Genomic DNA, 17,727 nt, shown 5'->3' with positions numbered 1-17,727 from the left:
CCCGGACGAAGCGCAGCGGAGATCCGGGATCGGGTGCAGGGTGGAACGCGCATTTCCCTCCCCCTTTTGGGGGAGGGGCAGCCGCGCAGCGGCCGGGTGAGGATGTGAGCGATAGCCTGTTTAGGTCAGGCACCAGCACCCCCACCTCCAACTCCTTCCTACAAAGGGGAGGAGGGCTGCAGCGCCGCACTCGTCATTCGACCCAGCGATCCCCTGCGGCGTCCGGGACGACCTTCGACCCTTATTCTGCAGCGTTGAGCGCAGGAGCAGCCGTCTCCCGCGTCACATGCGCTACCGCATCGCGCAACGTCTGCAGGTTCGCGCCCGGCTTCACCGCCTCCGTTGCGAGGTGGCGGCGATAGGCGCGCGCGCCGGGACGGCCGGTGAAGAGGCCGAGCATGTGGCGGGTGATGGTGTGCAGGCGCTCGCCTCTTGCCAGCTGCTCTGCAATGTAAGGCTCATAGGCCTCGACCGCCTCGAACCCGTCGGCGGCGGGTGCGGCTTCGCCATAAAGCTCGGGATCCACGCCGAGCAGGATTTCGGGCTCGTGGTAGGCCACGCGGCCGAGCATCACGCCGTCCACATGCTTCAGGTGCTCATGCACCTCGACCATCGTCTTGATGCCGCCATTGATGGCAATCGGCAGATCCGGGCGGGCCTGCTTCAGGCGATAGACCCTAGGGTAGTCGAGGGGCGGAATGTCCCGGTTTTCCTTCGGCGACAGGCCCTGCAGCCAAGCCTTGCGGGCATGGACCGTCAGCTCGTCGCAGCCGGCAGCGACCACGCAATCCGTGAGGCGATCCAGCGCCTCCTCCGTGTCCTGGTCGTCGACGCCAATCCGGCATTTCACCGTCACCGGCAGGGAGACGGCCGCCTTCATGGCCGCCACGCATTCGCCCACCAGGACCGGCTCCTGCATCAGGCAGGCGCCGAAGCGGCCGTTCTGCACCCGATCCGAGGGGCAGCCCACATTGAGGTTGATTTCGTCATAGCCGAAATCGGCGCAGATCCGGGCGGCTTCCGCCAGATCCTTCGGATCGGACCCGCCAAGCTGCACCGCCACCGGATGCTCAGCGTCGCTGAACCCGAGAAGCCGCTCCCGCGGCCCGTGAATGACCGCCCCCGTGGTGACCATCTCCGTATAGAGCCGCGCCCGGCGCGACAGAACGCGGTGGAACGCCCGGCAATGCCGGTCGGTCCAGTCCATCATGGGGGCCACGGTGAAAAATTTCTGGGTCATCTTGAAGCTGGCATTTTAGGAGCGTTTTCCGACCTTGGGTCCTGACTACAGGCTTTTCCAATATGGTGACCGCGATCTCAAGGAAAATAAGTGACCGTCGGTGTCACACACGATTGAAGACGTTTGCCTGCCCAAGGCCAGGCTACCGCAATGTCGCCCGATTGAGCCTGTGACCTGAGTGCTCGACCTGACCACCCCGTCCCGGAGTCACACGCGTCAGGTGAGGATGGATCCATGCTGATCAACTGGCTTCAGCTCACGGAAGGTCCCGGAGACATACCCGTTCCGACCTATGGTCAATACGGGGGTCCGAACTGGTCGGGCGGCGTGGTCGTCGGCGACGACGAAGCGGGAAACTACGCCGTCCCGCCGAAGGACGGCCTCGATGAGCTGTTCCTCGCTCACGACCAAGCATATGACCAGCCTGACACGCTGGTGCGCGCTCGGGCCGATCTCGTGCTGATCAAGAGAATTCTGGAGCAGCCCGCAGACGAGGTGACGGGAGAAGGCGATCTTTATGCGGGTGGGGCGGTTCTGGCGATGCTCTACCAGATCGCTGTCGTCAACAACCGTCCGGAGCTCCTGCTGGAGGCCGATGTGGGGCAGATCGTCCAGGGCGCAATCGCCCGCATCGAAGAAGGCAGCATCACGCCCGATCAGCAGGAGATCGCCGGGTTCGTCAGCTGGCTGGGCACGATCGGTCAGGCGCTCGCAGCCTCCGAGAGCCCGATCGCGCGGGTGGCTGCCGAAGCAGTCCTCGACCTTGCCGGCTCCCTCGGCTCCGCGCCGGCGGATTTTCAGGACGTGCTCACGGACGAGGCGATCGACTTCTTCCAGGACACGGCGCCGAAGCTCGCGGATGCAGTCGAGTCTGTGATCGGAGACCCCTGTCACTTCGACCTCGAGCAATTTCTGAGCGACGCTTCCGACTGGGTCGGCGATGTGACGACTCACCCCGCCGCCCCGGAGCCCCTGACGGCGATCAAGGACAAACTCGCCTTCCTTGATTACCATGGCCTCCTGATCTGAAGGCCGCTTCAGATCAGGGCCGCGGTCTTCGCACTCAGGGCCGCGGCGGCATCGCGCGGATCGAGCTTCACCTGCAGGCCGCGCTGCCCCCCGTTGATGAAGACGCTCGCGTGCTCGAAGGCCGATTGCTCCAGCAGGGTCGGCACGCGCTTCTTCTGGCCGAAGGGACTGATGCCGCCCACATGGTAGCCGGTGATGCGCTCCGCATCCGCAGGCTTCATCATCTGGGCCGCCTTGCCGCCCAATGCTGCGGCCAGCTTCTTCAGGTTGACCTCCTGGTCGGAGGGCAGGATCACGCAGGCCGGCCTGTTGTCCACCAGCACCATCAGGGTCTTGAGCACGCACGACGGATCGGCTCCCATGGCCTCAGCGGCCTGCAGGCCGATGCGCTCCGCGTTCGGGTCGTAGTCGTAGGCATGAACCGTAAAGGACACGCCGGCCTGCTGCAGGGCTAAGGTCGCGCGGGTGGTCTTGGACATGGTCGTGAAGAACGGAAGCTTCGGGCGCGATCAGTGATCGTGCTTGTGGCCGTGATGATGGTGACCGCATCCGCAGCCGGGACCGTGCTCGTGATGGGCATGATCATGGTGGTCGTGATCATGCTTGTGGTCGTGCGCATGATCGTGGCCGTGAGAATGCCCGTGGTCATGGCTGTGCGCATGGGAATGGTCGTGGCTGTGCGCATGGCCATGATCATGGTGATGATGCCCATGGTCGTGATCGCACACATGGGTGCTGCGCTCCGGCCGGAAGGGGCGCTCCACCGGAGTCACCGTGCAGCCCTGACCGCGGGCCAGTTCCGCAAGGGCCGGGTTGTTCTCGATGTAGAGGGCATCATTCGTGAGCTCGGCAAGCCCATGGTTGCTGCCGAGATGCCAGGCGAGGCGCATGAGGCGCAAGGGGTTCTCGGCCCTCACCTCCAGCAGAGACTCCGCCGCCGCCTTCACCTGGACCAGCTGTCCGCCCTCGAGCCGCAGGGCGTCGCCGTCGTTGATGGTGGTCTCCATGTCGAGGTCGAGATGGATCTCGGTGCCGCCCTCGCCCTTCAGCGCCCCATGGCGGCGGTTTCTGGCCGCATGGTCGAGGGAGACGGTGTCGACGACGCGGTCGGCCTTCACGGCGGGCTTGCGGACGATGGTGGTGACGCGGGGCATGGGATGGTCTCGGTCTGTGATCGTTGAGGCTCAGATAGGAAGCGCGGCCGGGCGCTGCCACCCGGCCGGCCATTAATAGGCGATCTTGTCCGGCTTGTCCGCCCAGGCATCGAACACGGCCCTGGCCTCCAGGCTCGGCTGGTGGTCCATGGGAATGAGACGCTCCGAGATGGGCTTGGGGATCTCGTCGTAGATCAGGCTGTCGTCGAAACCGATCTCCGCCGCATCCTGCCGCGTGTTGGCATAGACGATGCGGCCCACCCTGGCCCAATAGGCGGAGGCGAGGCACATGGGGCACGGCTCGCAGCTGGTATAGAGCGTCGCGCCCTCCAGCGAATGATCGCCGATGGCCTCGCAGGCGCGCCGGATGGCCGTGACCTCGGCGTGGGCCGTCGGGTCCTTGGCGGAGGTGACCTGGTTCCACCCCTCGGCCAGAACCTTGCCGTCACGCACGATCACGGCGCCGAAAGGACCGCCGGCCCCTTCCTCCATATGCTCGCGGGACAGTTCGATGGCGCGCGCCAGATGGCGCTGATCGTCGAGTCGGTTGGTGCTCATAGGACTCATGTATCGTTGGAGGCCGCAGGAGGCGAGAATTTTTGGGCGACGCCCCCGTGCTCCCGAACCTGCAGCAGCTGTGCGGTCACGGAGGCCGCGATGATGGCCGGGTCCTTGTCCTCGATGCCGGGCAGCCCGATGGGACAGACGAGGGAGCGGATCGTCTCCTCGGGCAGCCCCAGCTCCCGGAACCGCTTCTCGAAGCGCGCCCGCTTCGTGGCGCTGCCGATGAGGCCGACATAGGGAAAGTCACGCTTTAGGGCCGCCGCCGTGATCGCCATGTCGAGAGGATGATCGTGAGTCATGACAAGGATGAGCGAGAGAGGGCTCGCCTCCGCGATCTCGGCCTCCGGGTCCCACATGCGGACGGCCTTCGCGTTCGGCGGGAGATGGGCCGGGAAGGCATCGTCCCGGTCGTCGAGCCAGCGCACGGCGAACGGCAGGGGCGCAAGCGACAGCACCAGCGCCCGGCCTACGTGGCCGGCCCCGAACAGGAGAACGGGCGTGCGCACCTCGCCATGGGTCTCGCGCCAGCCGGTCCAGCGGTCGTCGCCGACGGCGGACGCGAACTCGCGCTTCACGCGGCCCTCCTCCATCCGGCACTCGAGTTCGAACAGCCCGCCCTCGGCCTCAGCCGTCACGAGAGGCGTGAGATCCTCCATGTCCCGGCTGTCGAACACCTCGATCAGGATCTTCACCCGTCCGCCGCAGCACTGGCCGAGATCGGGCCCGAGCGCCTGATCGACGATCCTGGCCGGACCGCGCCCGGCCCCAAGCATCGCGTGGGCAATGTCGAGCATGCGGAATTCGAGCTGCCCGCCGCCGATGGTGCCGTGAAACGCCCCGTCGGGCCGCACCACCATGCGCGCGCCGACCTCCCGGGGAGCGGAGCCTTTCACGTCATGCACGGAGATGAGGGCGGCGGCTCCGTGCCGCGCCACGAAATCGGCAAGCTGGCGCCAGACCCTCACCCGATAGGCCTCCCCCGCAGCGCCTCGCAGGCGCGCAGGATCGCCTCAGGTGTCGCGGGCGCATGGAGCGGCACGGGCTTTTCCGGATCGAGCGCGTGGATGGCATCGGCTAGCGCGCAGAAGACGCTGTTCGCCAGCATGACCGGCGGCTCGCCCACGGCCTTGGAGCGGTAGATCGTCTCCTCCCGGTTGGTGTTGGGATAGAGCGCCACGTTGAAGGCGGCCGGCACGTCGGACGCGACCGGGATCTTGTAGGTGGAAGGCGCATGCGTGAGCAGGCGGCCGTCCCTGGCGAAGACCAGCTCCTCGGTGGTGAGCCAGCCCATGCCCTGCACGAAGCCGCCCTCGATCTGGCCGATGTCGATGGCCGGGTTCAGGGAGCGGCCGACATCGTGCAGGATGTCTGTGCGCAGCAGGCGGTTCTCGCCCGTGAGCGTGTCGACGATCACCTCGGAGCAGGCCGCCCCATAGGCGAAGTAGAAGAACGGGCGGCCCGTTCCCTTGGCGCGATCCCAGGTGATCTTCGGCGTGCTGTAGTGACCGGCCTCGGAAAGCTGCACCCGGGCTGCGATGCAAAGCTTCGCCACTTCGTCGAAGGACAGGCTCTGGTTGCCGATGAACACCCGGTCGTCGCGGAATTCGATCTGCTCCTCCGGCATGCCGTAAGCCTCGGACGCGTGGGCGATCATGCGCTTCTTGATGGCGCCAGCCGCGATCTTCGCCGCCATGCCGTTGAGGTCGGAGCCGGATGACGCCGCCGTCGGCGACGTGTTGGGCACTTTTGCCGTGGTCGTGGCCGTGATGCGCACGCGCTCCATGGCGATGCCGAACTCCTCCGCCACCACCTGAGCGACCTTGATGTAGAGGCCCTGCCCCATCTCGGTGCCGCCGTGGTTCAGATGCACGGAGCCGTCCTGATACACGTGCACCAGGGCGCCGGCCTGGTTCATGTGCGTGAGCGTGAAGCTGATGCCGAATTTCACAGGCGTGAGCGCCAGCCCGCGCTTCATGATCGGCGACGAAGCGTTAAAGGCCGCGATCTCCTCCCGGCGCGCCCGATAGTTGGACGTTTCCTCGAGGGTGCGCACGAGATTGACGAGGGTGTCGGTCTCCTCCACCTCCATGCCGTAGGGCGTGACGTTCTCACCCGGTCGATAGAAATTGGCGTAGCGCACGTCGAGCGGATCGCGTCCCGTCGCCCAGGCGATCTGGTCCATCACATGCTCGATGGCGAGCATGCCCTGAGGACCGCCGAAGCCGCGAAACGCCGTGTTGGAGACCGTGTTGGTCTTGAGCCGCTTCGACGCGATGTGCACGGCGGGCATCCAATAGGCGTTGTCGGCGTGGAACATGGCCCGGTCCACCACGCCGGCGGAGAGATCCGCCGAATAGCCGCAGCGGGCCAGAAGATCGACCGCATAGCCTTGGATGAGGCCCTCCTCGTCGACGCCGACCTTCCAGTCGCAGCGGAAGTCGTGCCGCTTGCCGGTGAGGATGAAGTCGTCGTCGCGGTCGAGGCGCAGCTTGCATGGACGCCCGGTCACGCGCGCTGCGAGCGCTGCAGTGACGGCCCATTGCGTCGCCTGGCTCTCCTTGCCGCCGAAGCCGCCGCCCATGCGCCGCGTCTCGCAGGTCACATAGGCGTCGGGAATGTCCAGCACGCGGGCGACCACGTGCTGCACTTCCGTGGGGTGCTGGGTCGAGGAATAGACGTGAATGTCGCCGTCCTCGCCCGGGATGGCCATGGCGACCTGGCCCTCGAGATAGAAGTGCTCCTGCCCGCCGACGCGGAACTGGCCCTCCAGACTTCTCGGCGCCTGCGCGATGACGGCATACGGATCGCCGCGGCCGTACGAATAATCCGGCAGCACGGTCTCGCCGCGCTCCAGCGCATCCTCGACCGTGACGCTCGGCGTCTCGGACTCGATCTCCATGACGGCCTTCTTGACGGCGCGACGCGCCGTGTCGCGGCTCGTGGCGACGACGGCAAAGAGTGCTTGCCCTAAGAAACCGATCTCGGTGTCGACGAAGAGCGGGTCGTCGCCGAAGGCGGGCGACACATCGTTCTTGCCGGGGACATCGGCGGCTGTGAGCACTGCCACGACTCCAGGCACGGCGCGGACGGCTGTGACATCGAGGGAGATCAGGCGACCGCGTGCCTTCGGCGACTGGCCGATGGCCACATGCAGCGTGCCCTCGGGCTCGCGGATATCGTCGATGTACTGTGCGACGCCCTGTACGTGCTTCACGCCGGAATCGTGCGGCAGGGGCTGGCGCACGTGGCGGAGGGCTTCCGCTTCCATCATGGGTTTGGTGGGTGCGTTCATCGCCCTACTCCGCCGCCTGGAGCGCGTCGCGCTGGCCGATGATGCGCGTGGCGCGGGTCTCGCCCGACGCGGTCTCGCTCAAGGCCTTGAACACGAGATTGCGCGCCACCGTCGCGCGATAGGCGGCGGATGATCTGTGATCGTCGAGAGGCTGATAATCGCGCGCGATCGCCGCCATCGCCTCGCCCCAGCTCGAGGGCTCGTCCAGGGACAGACCCACGAGCGCCCGTTCCGTCTCGAGCGCCCGCTTGGGTGTGGCCGCCATGCCGCCGAAGGCAACGCGCGCTTCAGCGATGCGTCGTCCATCGAGCGTGAACTTGAAGGCGCCCATGGCGGACGAGATATCCTCGTCGAAGCGCTTGGAGATCTTGTAGGCGCGGAAGACCTCGGCACCTTTAAGCTTCGGCACCACGATGCGGCGCACGAACTCGCCGGGCACCCGGTCCTGCCTGCGGTAGGCGATGAAGAAGTTCTCGAGCGGCATGGTGCGCGCGGCATCGCCATGGCGCAGTTCCAGCCAGGAGCCCAGGGCGATCAGAGCGGGCGCGAGATCGCCGATCGGCGATCCGTTGGCGATGTTGCCGCCCACCGTACCGGACGCGCGAACCTGCCAGGATCCGAAGCGGCGCATGAGCTCGCCGAGATCGGGGTCGATGCGCGCGAGGGACGGATGAACGTCGGCATGGGTCACGGTCGCGCCGATGCCGAGCGCGTCGTCGGTCTCTTCGATCGCGTCGAGGCCTGCCACGCGCCCGAGCCAGATCACCTTCTCGATCTCGGCCATGCCCTTGGTGATCCAGAGACCCACGTCCGTGCAGCCGGCAACGAGCGTGGCGTCCGGATGCCGCGCATAGAGAGCCGCCAGGGCGTCCTCGCCTGCGGGCGCTGCGAAGAAGCGGGTCTCGTTGCCGATGAAGACATCCTGCCCGTCGGCGAACGCCGTCAGGCCCTGCACATTCTTCTCGGTGTTCGTGGTGAAGGTATCCTCGGCCTGCTTGCCGCAGGCCTGCAGGGCGGCATCGACGATGGGCCTGTAGCCGGTGCAGCGGCAGAGATTGCCGGCAAGCGCATCGTTGACGGCCTCGCGGCTCAGGGGCCTCTCGCCTTCGTGGTAGAGCGCAAACAGGCTCATCACGATGCCGGGGGTGCAGAACCCGCATTGGGAGCCGTGCGCGTCCACCATGGCGGATTGCACCGGGTGCAGTTCGCCGCCTGCCGCGAGATCCTCGACCGTGACGAGTTCCGCACCGTCGATCTGGCCGAGCAGCAGGATGCAGGCATTGACCGGCTCGTAATGCACACGCCCGCCCCTCACCCGGCCCAGGGCCACGGTGCAGGCACCGCAATCGCCCTCCGCGCAACCCTCCTTGGTGCCCACGCGACGCTCCTGAAGCCTCAAGTAGTCCAGAAGCGTGGTGCGCGGATGAAAGCCTGAAACCTCGACTGCTCGTCCCTGCCGCCAGAAGCGGATTGTCTCTCGTACCACGATGTTCCTCCGCCGGTTCGACCCGGCTGTGTTATGGTGGGCCGGGTAGAATGGCGGAGCAAGGCCTTTTAGCCAAGGGGCGGCCGTCGAGAGCCGGGGCTTACCAGGTGCCGGTATTGGCCATGGAGGCCCAGGGCTCCTGAACGGGCTTGGGCTCGCCGCGCTGGAGGAGCTCGATGGAGATGTCGTCGGGGGTCTTCACGAAGGCCATATAGCCGTCGCGGGGCGGACGGTTGATGGTGACGCCCGCATCCATCAGCCTCCGGCAGGTCTCGTAGATATCGTCGACCCGATAGGCGAGATGGCCGAAGTTGCGGCCGCCGGCATAGTCATGCTCATCCCAGTTGTAAGTGAGCTCCAGGAGCGGGGCCCTGGTGTCCTTGGCCTTGTCCACATCGCCGGGCGCCGCCAGGAAGACGAGGGTGAAGCGGCCCTTCTCGTTCTCGATCCGGCGGACTTCGACCAGGCCGAACTTGTTGCAGAAGAAGTCGAGGGATTGTTCGAGATTCGACACGCGAACCATCGTGTGCAGGTATTCCATAATCGTCTCCATGTGCGGAATTGACGTGATGGCGTATTCCACCCGGAGATCAAGGGGTACCATTTTGTTGCGCGGAAAAAGCCTTGGATTTGGCCAAGATCAAGTGACTTTTAAGCGTTGCTGCTGCAAGCAGACTGGCGGTCCCTCCCCAAGGCCCTAGAACAAACGCAACACCGTTTCACACGAGTACCTGATGCGCACCGAGACAGCACCCATCGTTCGCCTTGAGGATTACCGGCCCAGCGACTTTCTGATCGACAATGTTGAACTCGATGTGAAGCTGCACCCGACGGAGACCCGGGTGACCGCAACCCTCGTCATGAGGCCCAACCCGGCTGGGCGCTCGGATGCGCCCCTCGTCCTCGACGGCGACGAACTGAACCTGAGATCCGTGGCCCTGGACGGGCGGATCCTGTCAGACGAAGAGTTCGAGGCCTCGCCCCACTCGCTCACGATTGCGCAGGCACCTCGCCAGGCGTTCACCCTGAAGGTCGAAACCAACATCAACCCGACCGCCAACACCAAGCTCATGGGCCTCTACCGCTCGGGCGGCAATTACTGCACCCAGTGCGAGGCGGAAGGCTTCCGGCGCATCACCTATTTCCTCGACCGGCCCGACGTCCTCTCCATCTATACCACCCGCATCGAAGCCGACCGTAACGAGGCTCCCGTCCTCCTCGGCAACGGAAACCCCGTCGAGAGCGGATCGGTCGACGGCTCCGGCCGGCACTATGCCGTCTGGCACGATCCGCATCCAAAGCCAGCCTACCTTTTCGCGCTGGTCGGCGGCCGCTTGGGCCGAGTCGCAAAGAGCTTCACGACCATGAGTGGCCGCGGGGTCGAGCTTGCGATCTACGTGGAGCCAGGCAAGGAGGATCGCGCCGACTATGCGCTCGATGCCCTTGAGCGCTCCATGCGCTGGGACGAAAGGGTCTTCGGGCTCGAGTATGACCTGGATGTGTTCAACATCGTTGCCGTGTCCGATTTCAACATGGGCGCCATGGAGAACAAGGGCCTCAACATCTTCAACGACAAATACGTGCTGGCCTCCCCCGAGACCGCGACCGACATGGATTACGCCCATATCGAGGCGATCATCGCGCACGAGTACTTCCACAATTGGACCGGCAACCGGGTCACCTGTCGCGACTGGTTCCAACTCTGCCTGAAGGAAGGCCTGACGGTCTTCCGCGATCAGGAGTTCTCGTCCGACGAGCGCTCCCGTCCGGTGCATCGCATCGCGGAGGTGAAGACCCTGCGCGCTCGCCAGTTCCTGGAGGATTCGAGCCCCCTCTCCCATCCGGTGCGCCCGAACCAGTACCGCGAGATCAACAACTTCTACACCGCCACCGTCTATGAGAAGGGCGCGGAGATCGTCCGCATGCTCAAGACGATCATCGGCGACGAGGATTTCCGGCGCGGCATGGATCTCTACTTCGAGCGCTGCGACGGCACGGCCGCGACGGTCGAGGATTTCCTGAATGCCTTCGCGGAGGTCACCGGCCGCGACCTTTCGCATTTCGCCCGCTGGTACGAGCAGGCCGGAACGCCCCGGGTCACCATGAAGAGCCACTACGACGAGGGGGCGCAGACCTACCGCCTCGACTTCACGCAGAGCACACCGCCTACTCCGGGACAGGCCAAGAAGGAGCCGCTGGCGATTCCGGTGCGCCTCGGGCTCGTCTCCCATGATGGATCGCCCTTGGAGGCGGTCAGCGACCGGGTGTGCTCAAGGGGGGTCTTTCTGCTCGACAAGGCGGCCGACAGCATCACCTTCACGGGCGTGACGTCCCTGCCGGTTCCCTCCCTCTTCCGGGGCTTCTCGGCTCCGGTGAAGGTCTCGCTCGATCTGCCCGCCGGGGAGCTGCTCGTTCTCCTGAGGCACGACACGGATGCGTTCAACCGGTGGCAGGCGGCGCAGACCGTCGCCATGCGGCTGCTGGCTGCCCTGTCGACCGACGGCCCGGTCAGCGGCGAGGAGATCGGCGCATTCTCGGCTGCTCTCTGCTCCTTCATCGACAGGGATGCCGAGGACGACCCGGCCTTTGCGGCTCTCGTCATGACCCTTCCGAGCGAAGCCGATATTGCGCAGGAGATCGGCCAGGATGTGGATCCGAACGCGATTCATCGTGCCCGGTCGGAGCTGCGCCAGCGCATCGGGTCGACCTGCGCCCGGCGGCTGCAGCGCATCTACGAGGCCTTCACCGATTCAGGCCCCTACAGCCCCGATGCGGCCAGCGCCGGGCGTCGGAGCCTGCGCAATGCCTGCCTCGACCTTCTTGCCGCAGCCGATCCCGGCGCCGGGGAAGCGCTGGCCTTGGCGCAGCTCGAGGCAGCGACCAACATGACGGACCGGCTCGCCTCGCTGAGCGTGCTGACGACCCTCCCGGGCAAAGCGCGCGAGGAGGCCATCGCCCGGTTCGGAGAGCGCTACCGCAACGAGCCGCTCGTGATCGACAAATGGTTCACGCTGCAGGCTGCGATTCCGGAGGATGGAACCCTCGAGCGAGTGAAGAGCCTGATGGAGCATCCGGCCTTCTCCATCGGCAACCCCAATCGGGTGCGCTCGCTGATCGGCAGCTTCGCCATGTTGAACCAGGTTCAGTTCAACCGGGCGGACGGCGCAGGATACCGGTTTCTCGCCTCGATCGTCCTGCGCGCGGACGAACTGAATCCTCAGCTGGCGGCCCGCCTGCTCACCGCTTTCAGCACCTGGCGGATGATGGAAAACGGCCGGCGAAAGCATGCGGAAGAGGCCCTGCGCTCCATCGCGCAAAAGCCCAATCTTTCCCGCGATGTAGGGGATATCGTGAGCCGCTCCCTCGAGGAAAGCCACCCGAAATAAGCTATATGTATGAAGGGTTTACGGGCTTGTCCCTGATTTCCCCAGGGGAAAGCGACATAGGAAATTTTTTATTAACCTTCGGGTTCTACTAACTAGACAAATCACCCGCTCAAGATTCTATTGTTAGTGATTCGGAGAGATGCGGCACGTCCTCCGAAACAGGACGCAAATGGTTCCGGAGGAAGCATCGCATGGCGGGGGCGGTGACCGCATGCGTACCCGCACGCGCGGGTACGATTCTAGGGGTGACGCGATCAGACGCGAACCTCACCTATCGACGTCTCGAACGTTATGAACCCCTGCTCCGCTTGGCGGTTCCGGCTGTCCTGATCCTGTTTCTCATTACGCTGGCAGGCAGCGCATGGGTTCAGATCCGCGATGGCCGCAAGGACACGCTCTTCGACGCCATCAGCGACATCGATATCATCGCATCCCTCTCGGCAGCGAAGCTCAGCGCCGTTCCCGCTTCCGGCAACAGCGCACAAGCTGCAGCCCAGCTGGAGCAGCTTGCCAAGGACATGCCGCCGAGCGCCCTGACGCAGAACCGCGCGCTCATGCTGGTCGATCATGCAGGCACCATCCTGGCCGTGTATCCGCCGATGACGAACGCCCCCGGCAAGCTCACCGACATTCTCGGTGAAGCGCAGCCGCTGATGCTGTTTGCCGATCGCGCCGGCGTCATGACGGTCCGGCTCCCGGGCGGCGTTGAGGGCATGGCGACAGTGCGCTCGCTTGCAGCCTCTTCCGGACAGATCGCGCTCGTGCAGCCCATGCCGCACATCCTGTCAGGGTGGTGGACGCGCACCATCGGCCACGTCTCGCTGCTCGGCGCCACGATCCTGGTGCTGCTCGGCATCGGCGTGGCCTATGTCATGCAGGCCAACCGCGCACGCGCCGCCGACGAGGTCTGCGAGAAGGTGCGTGATCGGATCGACTCCGCCCTCAACCGCGGACGCTGCGGGTTGTGGGACTGGGATATCGGCCGCGGACGCATCTACTGGTCCGATTCCATGTACGAGCTCCTCGGCTACGAGCGTCAGGACGAGTTCCTCTCCTTCGGCGAAGTGAACACCATGATCCATCCCGAGGATCAGGATCTCTTCACGCTCGCCGAACAGCTCGCCTCCGCCAGCACCTCGCTGGTCGATTATGAGTTCCGCATCCGCAGCATCACGGGCGACTGGGTGTGGCTGCGCGCCCGCGCCGAGCTGATGAACGATCCCGACGACGCCGCCAGCCATCTCGTCGGCATTGCGGTCGACGTGACCGAGCAGCGCGGGCTGGAAGAGAAGACCGCCAAGGCCGACGCCCGCCTGCACGACGCCATCGAGGCGATCTCCGAGGCCTTCGTGCTGTGGGACGCCAACAACAACCTCGTGCTCTGCAATTCGAAATTCCAGAAGCTGCACGAGTTGCCGGCCGATGCGCAGCTGCAGGGCAAGTCCTACGCTGAAGTGATGGCGCTGGGCCGTCCGCCGGAGGTGCAGCACCAGTTCCTGCGCCGGGAGCAGCAGGATGTGGGCGCCCGCACCTTCGAGGCCCGCCTCCAGGATGGCCGCTGGCTGCAGATCAACGAGCGCCGCACCAAGGACGGAGGCTACGTGTCTGTGGGCACGGACATCACGGCGCTCAAGCGCCACGAGCACCGCCTCGTCGAATCCGAGAAGGAACTCATCGCCACCGTTCTCGATCTCAAGCAGTCGCGCCAGAAGCTCGAGGCGCAGACGCACCAGCTTGCTGATCTGGCCGAACGCTACCTGGACCAGAAGGCGCAGGCCGAGAGCGCCAACCGCGCGAAATCCGAGTTCCTCGCCAACATGAGCCATGAGCTGCGCACGCCGCTCAACGCCATCATCGGCTTTGCGGAAGTGATGCAGAGCGGGATCTTCGGCTCGCTCGGCTCCGACAAGTACGAGGAATACTGCTCCGACATCCGCTCCAGCGGCGAGTATCTCCTGTCCGTGATCAACGACATCCTCGACATGTCGCGCATCGAGGCGGGCCGCACGTCGCTCAGCAAGCAGCCGATGGAGGTCCACGCCTCGATCCAGCGCGCCCTCAAGCTGGTGGGCGAGCAGACCAAGGCCAAGAACCTCTCGGTCACCGTCGACGTCAACCCGGAAGACATCGTGGTGCCCGCCGACGAGCGCGCCCTGCACCAGATCCTCGTCAACCTGCTCCAGAACGCCACGAAGTTCACGAGCGAGGGCGGCTGCATCACCGTGCGCACGCGCCAGGCCGGCAATGCCGTCAACATCTATGTGGAGGACAACGGCATCGGCATTCCCGATCACGCCCTGCACAAGCTCGGCCAGCCCTTCGAGCAGGTCGAGACCGAGTTCTCCAAGAGCTACAAGGGCTCGGGCCTCGGCCTCGCCATCGCCCGCTCCCTCACCGAGCTCCACGGCGGCAGCTTACGCATCAAGAGCCAGGAAGGCGTCGGCACCATCGTGCTGGTCCACCTGCCGCTCACGGAAAACAGCAGCGCCGAGATCGCGCTGGCGGACAAGGCAGCGTAAAGCCCAGGCATCTTCGAGCAACAAGCCGGGCTTTTAGCTCCGCAACTTCCATCGGGAGCGGCACTGCTCCGGCCTCTTCGAACAGCGGGCACAAGGACCCTCGCTGCTGCAAACCTCAGAATGCGCGCCTTGTCCGCAGCAGAACAGGATGCCCCACGTTCCGTCCGCCGTCAGATGGCGGCAATTCAAACGGAAGAGCCGCCCGTGAGGGCGGCTCTTTTGCGCTGTGCGATCAGATGCTTTGAGCCTCAGACCAGAAGGAATTGGTTGGCCGTGAGCACCGTCCAGGCTGCCACCTTGGCAAACTGCACCTGGGCTGCGCCGCCTGCGCCGTCCGCGTCGAAGTAAATGGCGCCGCTCGCCTGGTCGTACACAATCCGGTGCTCCCACGACGTCGCCGTGCGTACCGTAAACGCGCTGCTCTTCAGCAACTGACGCCCTACCGCCAAGCCGTTCACCCACTCAATCATCGTTGTTGTCGGCAGAGACCCGAACACACTGCTGGACAGCCCGATCCGGTCTCCCTGGCTTACGCTAAAGCCCGCCAGGGTATCGACGTTGCCCGCGCTCAGGCGCGTGTCCATCCGGAACACGTCCGCTCCCGCATTGCCGAGCAGCCAATCCAGTCCATCGCCGCCCGAGATCGTGTCCGCTCCGTCCCCGCCATCGATGTAGTCGTTGCCGCCCTCGCCCTGCAGCACGTCCGCTCCGCCATAGCCGTAGAGGGTGTTGGACTGATGATCGCCTTGCAGCGTGTCGCCGTGAGCTGAACCCTCCAGCCCCTCGATCGAACGGTAGGTGTCGCCGCCGGCCTCGCCGCCGTTGCCGTAGCCGGCAAGCAGGCTCGCCGTCACGCCAGACGAGGCGCCCCAGTACACGGCATGGTCGATACCCTGCCCGCCATCAAGCCAATCGCCGCCGGCCCGGCCTTCCAGCCGGTCGTCGCCTGCATTGCCCATTAGGGTGTTGCCGCCCCCATTGCCGCAGAGCTGATCGGCAAAGACCGAGCCCTTCACGCCCTCGATCGACACAAACACGTCGCCGGCGGCCTCGAAGCCTAGGTTGTTGGCGCTGTTGGCCAGATCCACCACCACCCGCTCCAGCGCATCGGTGTAGACGGTAAAGTCGTAGCCCAGCCCCCCATCGAGCACGTCGCCGCGGGTGCCGCCCACTAACTGGTCGTCGCCCGCGCCGCCGAGAAGCGTGTCGACGCCGCCATAGCCTCTGAGCAGGTCTTGGCCCTCGCCGCCCTCGAAGTGGTCGAAGCTGGCGTCGGTGGCCGCGGAGCGGGCCTCCAGGGTGTCATTGTAGGACGAGCCCACCACCTTCTCGATGGAGACGAACACGTCGCCGTAAGCCTCGCCCAGGTTGCGCGCCGCGTTGCCGAGATCCACCTGCACGTTGCCCTTGGCGTCCGCATAAGAAGCGGTGTCGAAGCCTGCGCCGCCGTTGAGGGTGTCGACGCCCCTCCCGCCATTGAGCACATCGTCGCCGTTGCCGCCCGAGAGCACGTCATCGCCCGCCCCGCCTTTGAGGCTGTCGTTGCCGTCATCGCCCCAGAACGTGTTCTTGTTGTAGTCGCCCTCTAGAACGTCGCCGTAGCGGGACCCGTCAAACACCTCAATGCCTGTGTACCGGTCGCCCGCCGCCTCCCCGCGATTGAGAATAGGTTTCCACAGATAAACCTGCACGCTGGACAGAGCTTTGTAGTAGCTCATTGTGTCCCAGCCCTCGCCGCCATCGAGCAGATCGGCGTCGATCTTGCTGAACAGGCGGTCGTTGCCAGCGTCGCCGGAGAGGGAGTCGCCTCCACCGCCACCCACAAGTACGTCGTCGCCGGCGCCGCCGCCGAGAATGTTGCTCAGGCTGTTGCCGGTGAGCACATCGGCAAACTTCGAGCCCACCAATCCTTCGACGGAGAGGAAGACGTCGCCTGCTGCCTCGCCCGTGTTCACCACATCCTTGAGCAGGGTGAAGACGACACCTGCCGCGGCCTCCGCATAGCTGACGATGTCAAAGCCCTCGCCGCCGTCCAGCGTGTCGGCGCCGGATCCACCGATCAGAATGTCATTGCCCGCAAGGCCGATAAGGCGGTCGTTGCCATTGTAACCGAAAAGGATGTTGTTTGCAGCAGTGCCTGCGAGCCTGTCGCCATAGGCCGAACCAGCAATCCCTTCGATGGAGGCGTAGGTATCGCCTGCTGCCTCGCCGGTGTTCTGCGTGGCATCGGCGAGGTCCGCAACAACACCGCTGGTTGCCTTGTCGTAAGAAGCAACATCCAGCCCCTCGCCCCCATCCAGTGTATCAGAGCCGAGACCTCCGACTAGGACATCGTTGCCGTCGTCGCCGTTCAGAGTATCATCGCCAGAGCCACCATCGACGGTATCGTCGTCTTTGCCGCCTCCAAGATGATCATTGCCACCTCCTCCGGCCAAAGTGTCGTTACCATCGCCACCCAGCAAAGTGTCTCGTTCCGCACCTCCAGCCAGGGTATCGTTGCCGTCGACCCCGTAGAGGAAACCCGTCCCCTGAATGTGGTCATTGCCGCTCGTGCCAACATGGGCCTCGATAGAGAAGCTTACCGTTCCACTTCCCAGAGTTATGACGCCACTTTTCCTTGAGCCGGACTGATCGGACAGGCTGTCGATGACATCGCCAATGTCTTCAAGGATGTGATGGGCGTGGTGCTCAATGACATCAGTGAAGCCCGGGAATATCGGGAAAGGCTCTGGAGGAGGTGGTTCACGCGGTACATTCACATTTGGGTAGTCACGCCATTCGTACCTTGCGTTCCACCAAATAGTCTCACCTGGTACTTCACGCCCGTCGGGAAACTCCGTCCGCACCGAGCGAGCAATTGTTACTCCTATCTGCCCACCTCCATCATGCCATCTCTGCATGGCACCAGTATAATATGCCGTCGTTTCGGTAATCTTCTTGGGCCCGCCGACGTCTTGGCTCACCTCGTATCTATAGTTCAGATAATCCCCAGCTAAGACAGTATCGGAATCGTTTTTCTTATTATAAACATAAGAGGTACCACCTATTTCCCCTTTA

Annotated in this window: 12 protein-coding genes; 3 read left to right on the top strand and 9 right to left on the bottom strand. The window is 64.8% G+C overall.

What is annotated here, in order from left to right; all coding sequences use genetic code 11:
- Positions 1 to 241: 241 nt before the first annotated feature.
- The gene (gene dusA, locus AC0QTX_RS16035) at positions 242 to 1,240 is read right to left on the bottom strand and encodes a tRNA dihydrouridine(20/20a) synthase DusA (protein WP_474604812.1); all 999 of its coding nucleotides are present in this window, start codon (positions 1,238 to 1,240) and stop codon (positions 242 to 244) included.
- A gap of 234 nt (positions 1,241 to 1,474) precedes the next feature.
- On the opposite strand from dusA, the gene AC0QTX_RS16030 reads away from it, so the two are divergent.
- Positions 1,475 to 2,269 carry a hypothetical protein gene (locus AC0QTX_RS16030; protein ID WP_474604811.1) on the top strand — a complete coding sequence of 265 codons (795 nt, stop codon included), beginning with the start codon at positions 1,475 to 1,477 and terminating at the stop codon, positions 2,267 to 2,269.
- Between the two features lie 8 nt (positions 2,270 to 2,277).
- Here AC0QTX_RS16030 and ybaK read toward each other — a convergent pair whose 3' ends face one another.
- The 7 genes from ybaK to AC0QTX_RS15995 all read right to left on the bottom strand — a co-directional run bounded on the left by ybaK (position 2,278) and on the right by AC0QTX_RS15995 (position 9,306).
- Entirely contained in the window at positions 2,278 to 2,748 is a 471-nt protein-coding gene (gene ybaK, locus AC0QTX_RS16025; RefSeq protein WP_474604810.1) for a Cys-tRNA(Pro) deacylase, read from the bottom strand.
- Positions 2,749 to 2,778: 30 nt separating this feature from the next.
- Positions 2,779 to 3,423, bottom strand: a complete 645-nt coding sequence (locus AC0QTX_RS16020) for an urease accessory protein UreE (RefSeq protein ID WP_474604809.1) — start codon at positions 3,421 to 3,423, stop codon at positions 2,779 to 2,781.
- A 72-nt stretch (positions 3,424 to 3,495) separates the two neighbouring features.
- Positions 3,496 to 3,981 carry a nucleoside deaminase gene (locus AC0QTX_RS16015; RefSeq protein WP_474604808.1) on the bottom strand — a complete coding sequence of 162 codons (486 nt, stop codon included), beginning with the start codon at positions 3,979 to 3,981 and terminating at the stop codon, positions 3,496 to 3,498.
- 5 nt (positions 3,982 to 3,986) lie between these two features.
- Positions 3,987 to 4,952, bottom strand: coding sequence for a xanthine dehydrogenase accessory protein XdhC (gene xdhC, locus AC0QTX_RS16010; RefSeq protein WP_474604807.1), 966 nt, complete (start codon positions 4,950 to 4,952; stop codon positions 3,987 to 3,989).
- Positions 4,949 to 7,279 (bottom strand): xanthine dehydrogenase molybdopterin binding subunit, encoded by a 2,331-nt coding sequence (xdhB, locus tag AC0QTX_RS16005; RefSeq protein ID WP_474604806.1) that lies wholly within the window; start codon positions 7,277 to 7,279, stop codon positions 4,949 to 4,951. Before xdhB ends, xdhC begins: the two co-directional genes overlap by 4 nt.
- 4 nt (positions 7,280 to 7,283) lie before the next feature.
- Positions 7,284 to 8,765, bottom strand: coding sequence for a xanthine dehydrogenase small subunit (gene xdhA / locus AC0QTX_RS16000; protein ID WP_474604805.1), 1,482 nt, complete (start codon positions 8,763 to 8,765; stop codon positions 7,284 to 7,286).
- A gap of 100 nt (positions 8,766 to 8,865) precedes the next feature.
- Complete coding sequence (locus AC0QTX_RS15995; protein WP_474604830.1) at positions 8,866 to 9,306, bottom strand: VOC family protein; 441 nt, start codon at positions 9,304 to 9,306, stop codon at positions 8,866 to 8,868.
- Positions 9,307 to 9,499: 193 nt separating this feature from the next.
- Here AC0QTX_RS15995 and pepN point away from each other — a divergent pair, with 193 nt between their 5' ends.
- Together pepN and AC0QTX_RS15985 are read left to right on the top strand one after the other, a co-directional pair.
- The gene (gene pepN, locus AC0QTX_RS15990; RefSeq protein WP_474604804.1) at positions 9,500 to 12,151 is read left to right on the top strand and encodes an aminopeptidase N; all 2,652 of its coding nucleotides are present in this window, start codon (positions 9,500 to 9,502) and stop codon (positions 12,149 to 12,151) included.
- Between the two features lie 245 nt (positions 12,152 to 12,396).
- Positions 12,397 to 14,670: a PAS domain-containing sensor histidine kinase gene (locus AC0QTX_RS15985; RefSeq protein WP_474604803.1), complete on the top strand. Its 2,274-nt coding sequence runs from the start codon at positions 12,397 to 12,399 to the stop codon at positions 14,668 to 14,670.
- Between the two features lie 248 nt (positions 14,671 to 14,918).
- On the opposite strand, the gene AC0QTX_RS15980 is transcribed toward AC0QTX_RS15985, so the two are convergent.
- On the bottom strand, positions 14,919 to 17,570 hold the full coding sequence (locus AC0QTX_RS15980) for a calcium-binding protein (RefSeq protein ID WP_474604829.1): 2,652 nt from the start codon (positions 17,568 to 17,570) through the stop codon (positions 14,919 to 14,921).
- Between the last annotated feature and the right edge of the window lie 157 nt (positions 17,571 to 17,727).

This window comes from Microvirga sp. jy35, assembly GCF_056148915.1.
The sequence above is the reverse complement of the archived record's forward strand: the minus strand, read 5'-3'. Positions and strand labels throughout refer to the sequence as shown.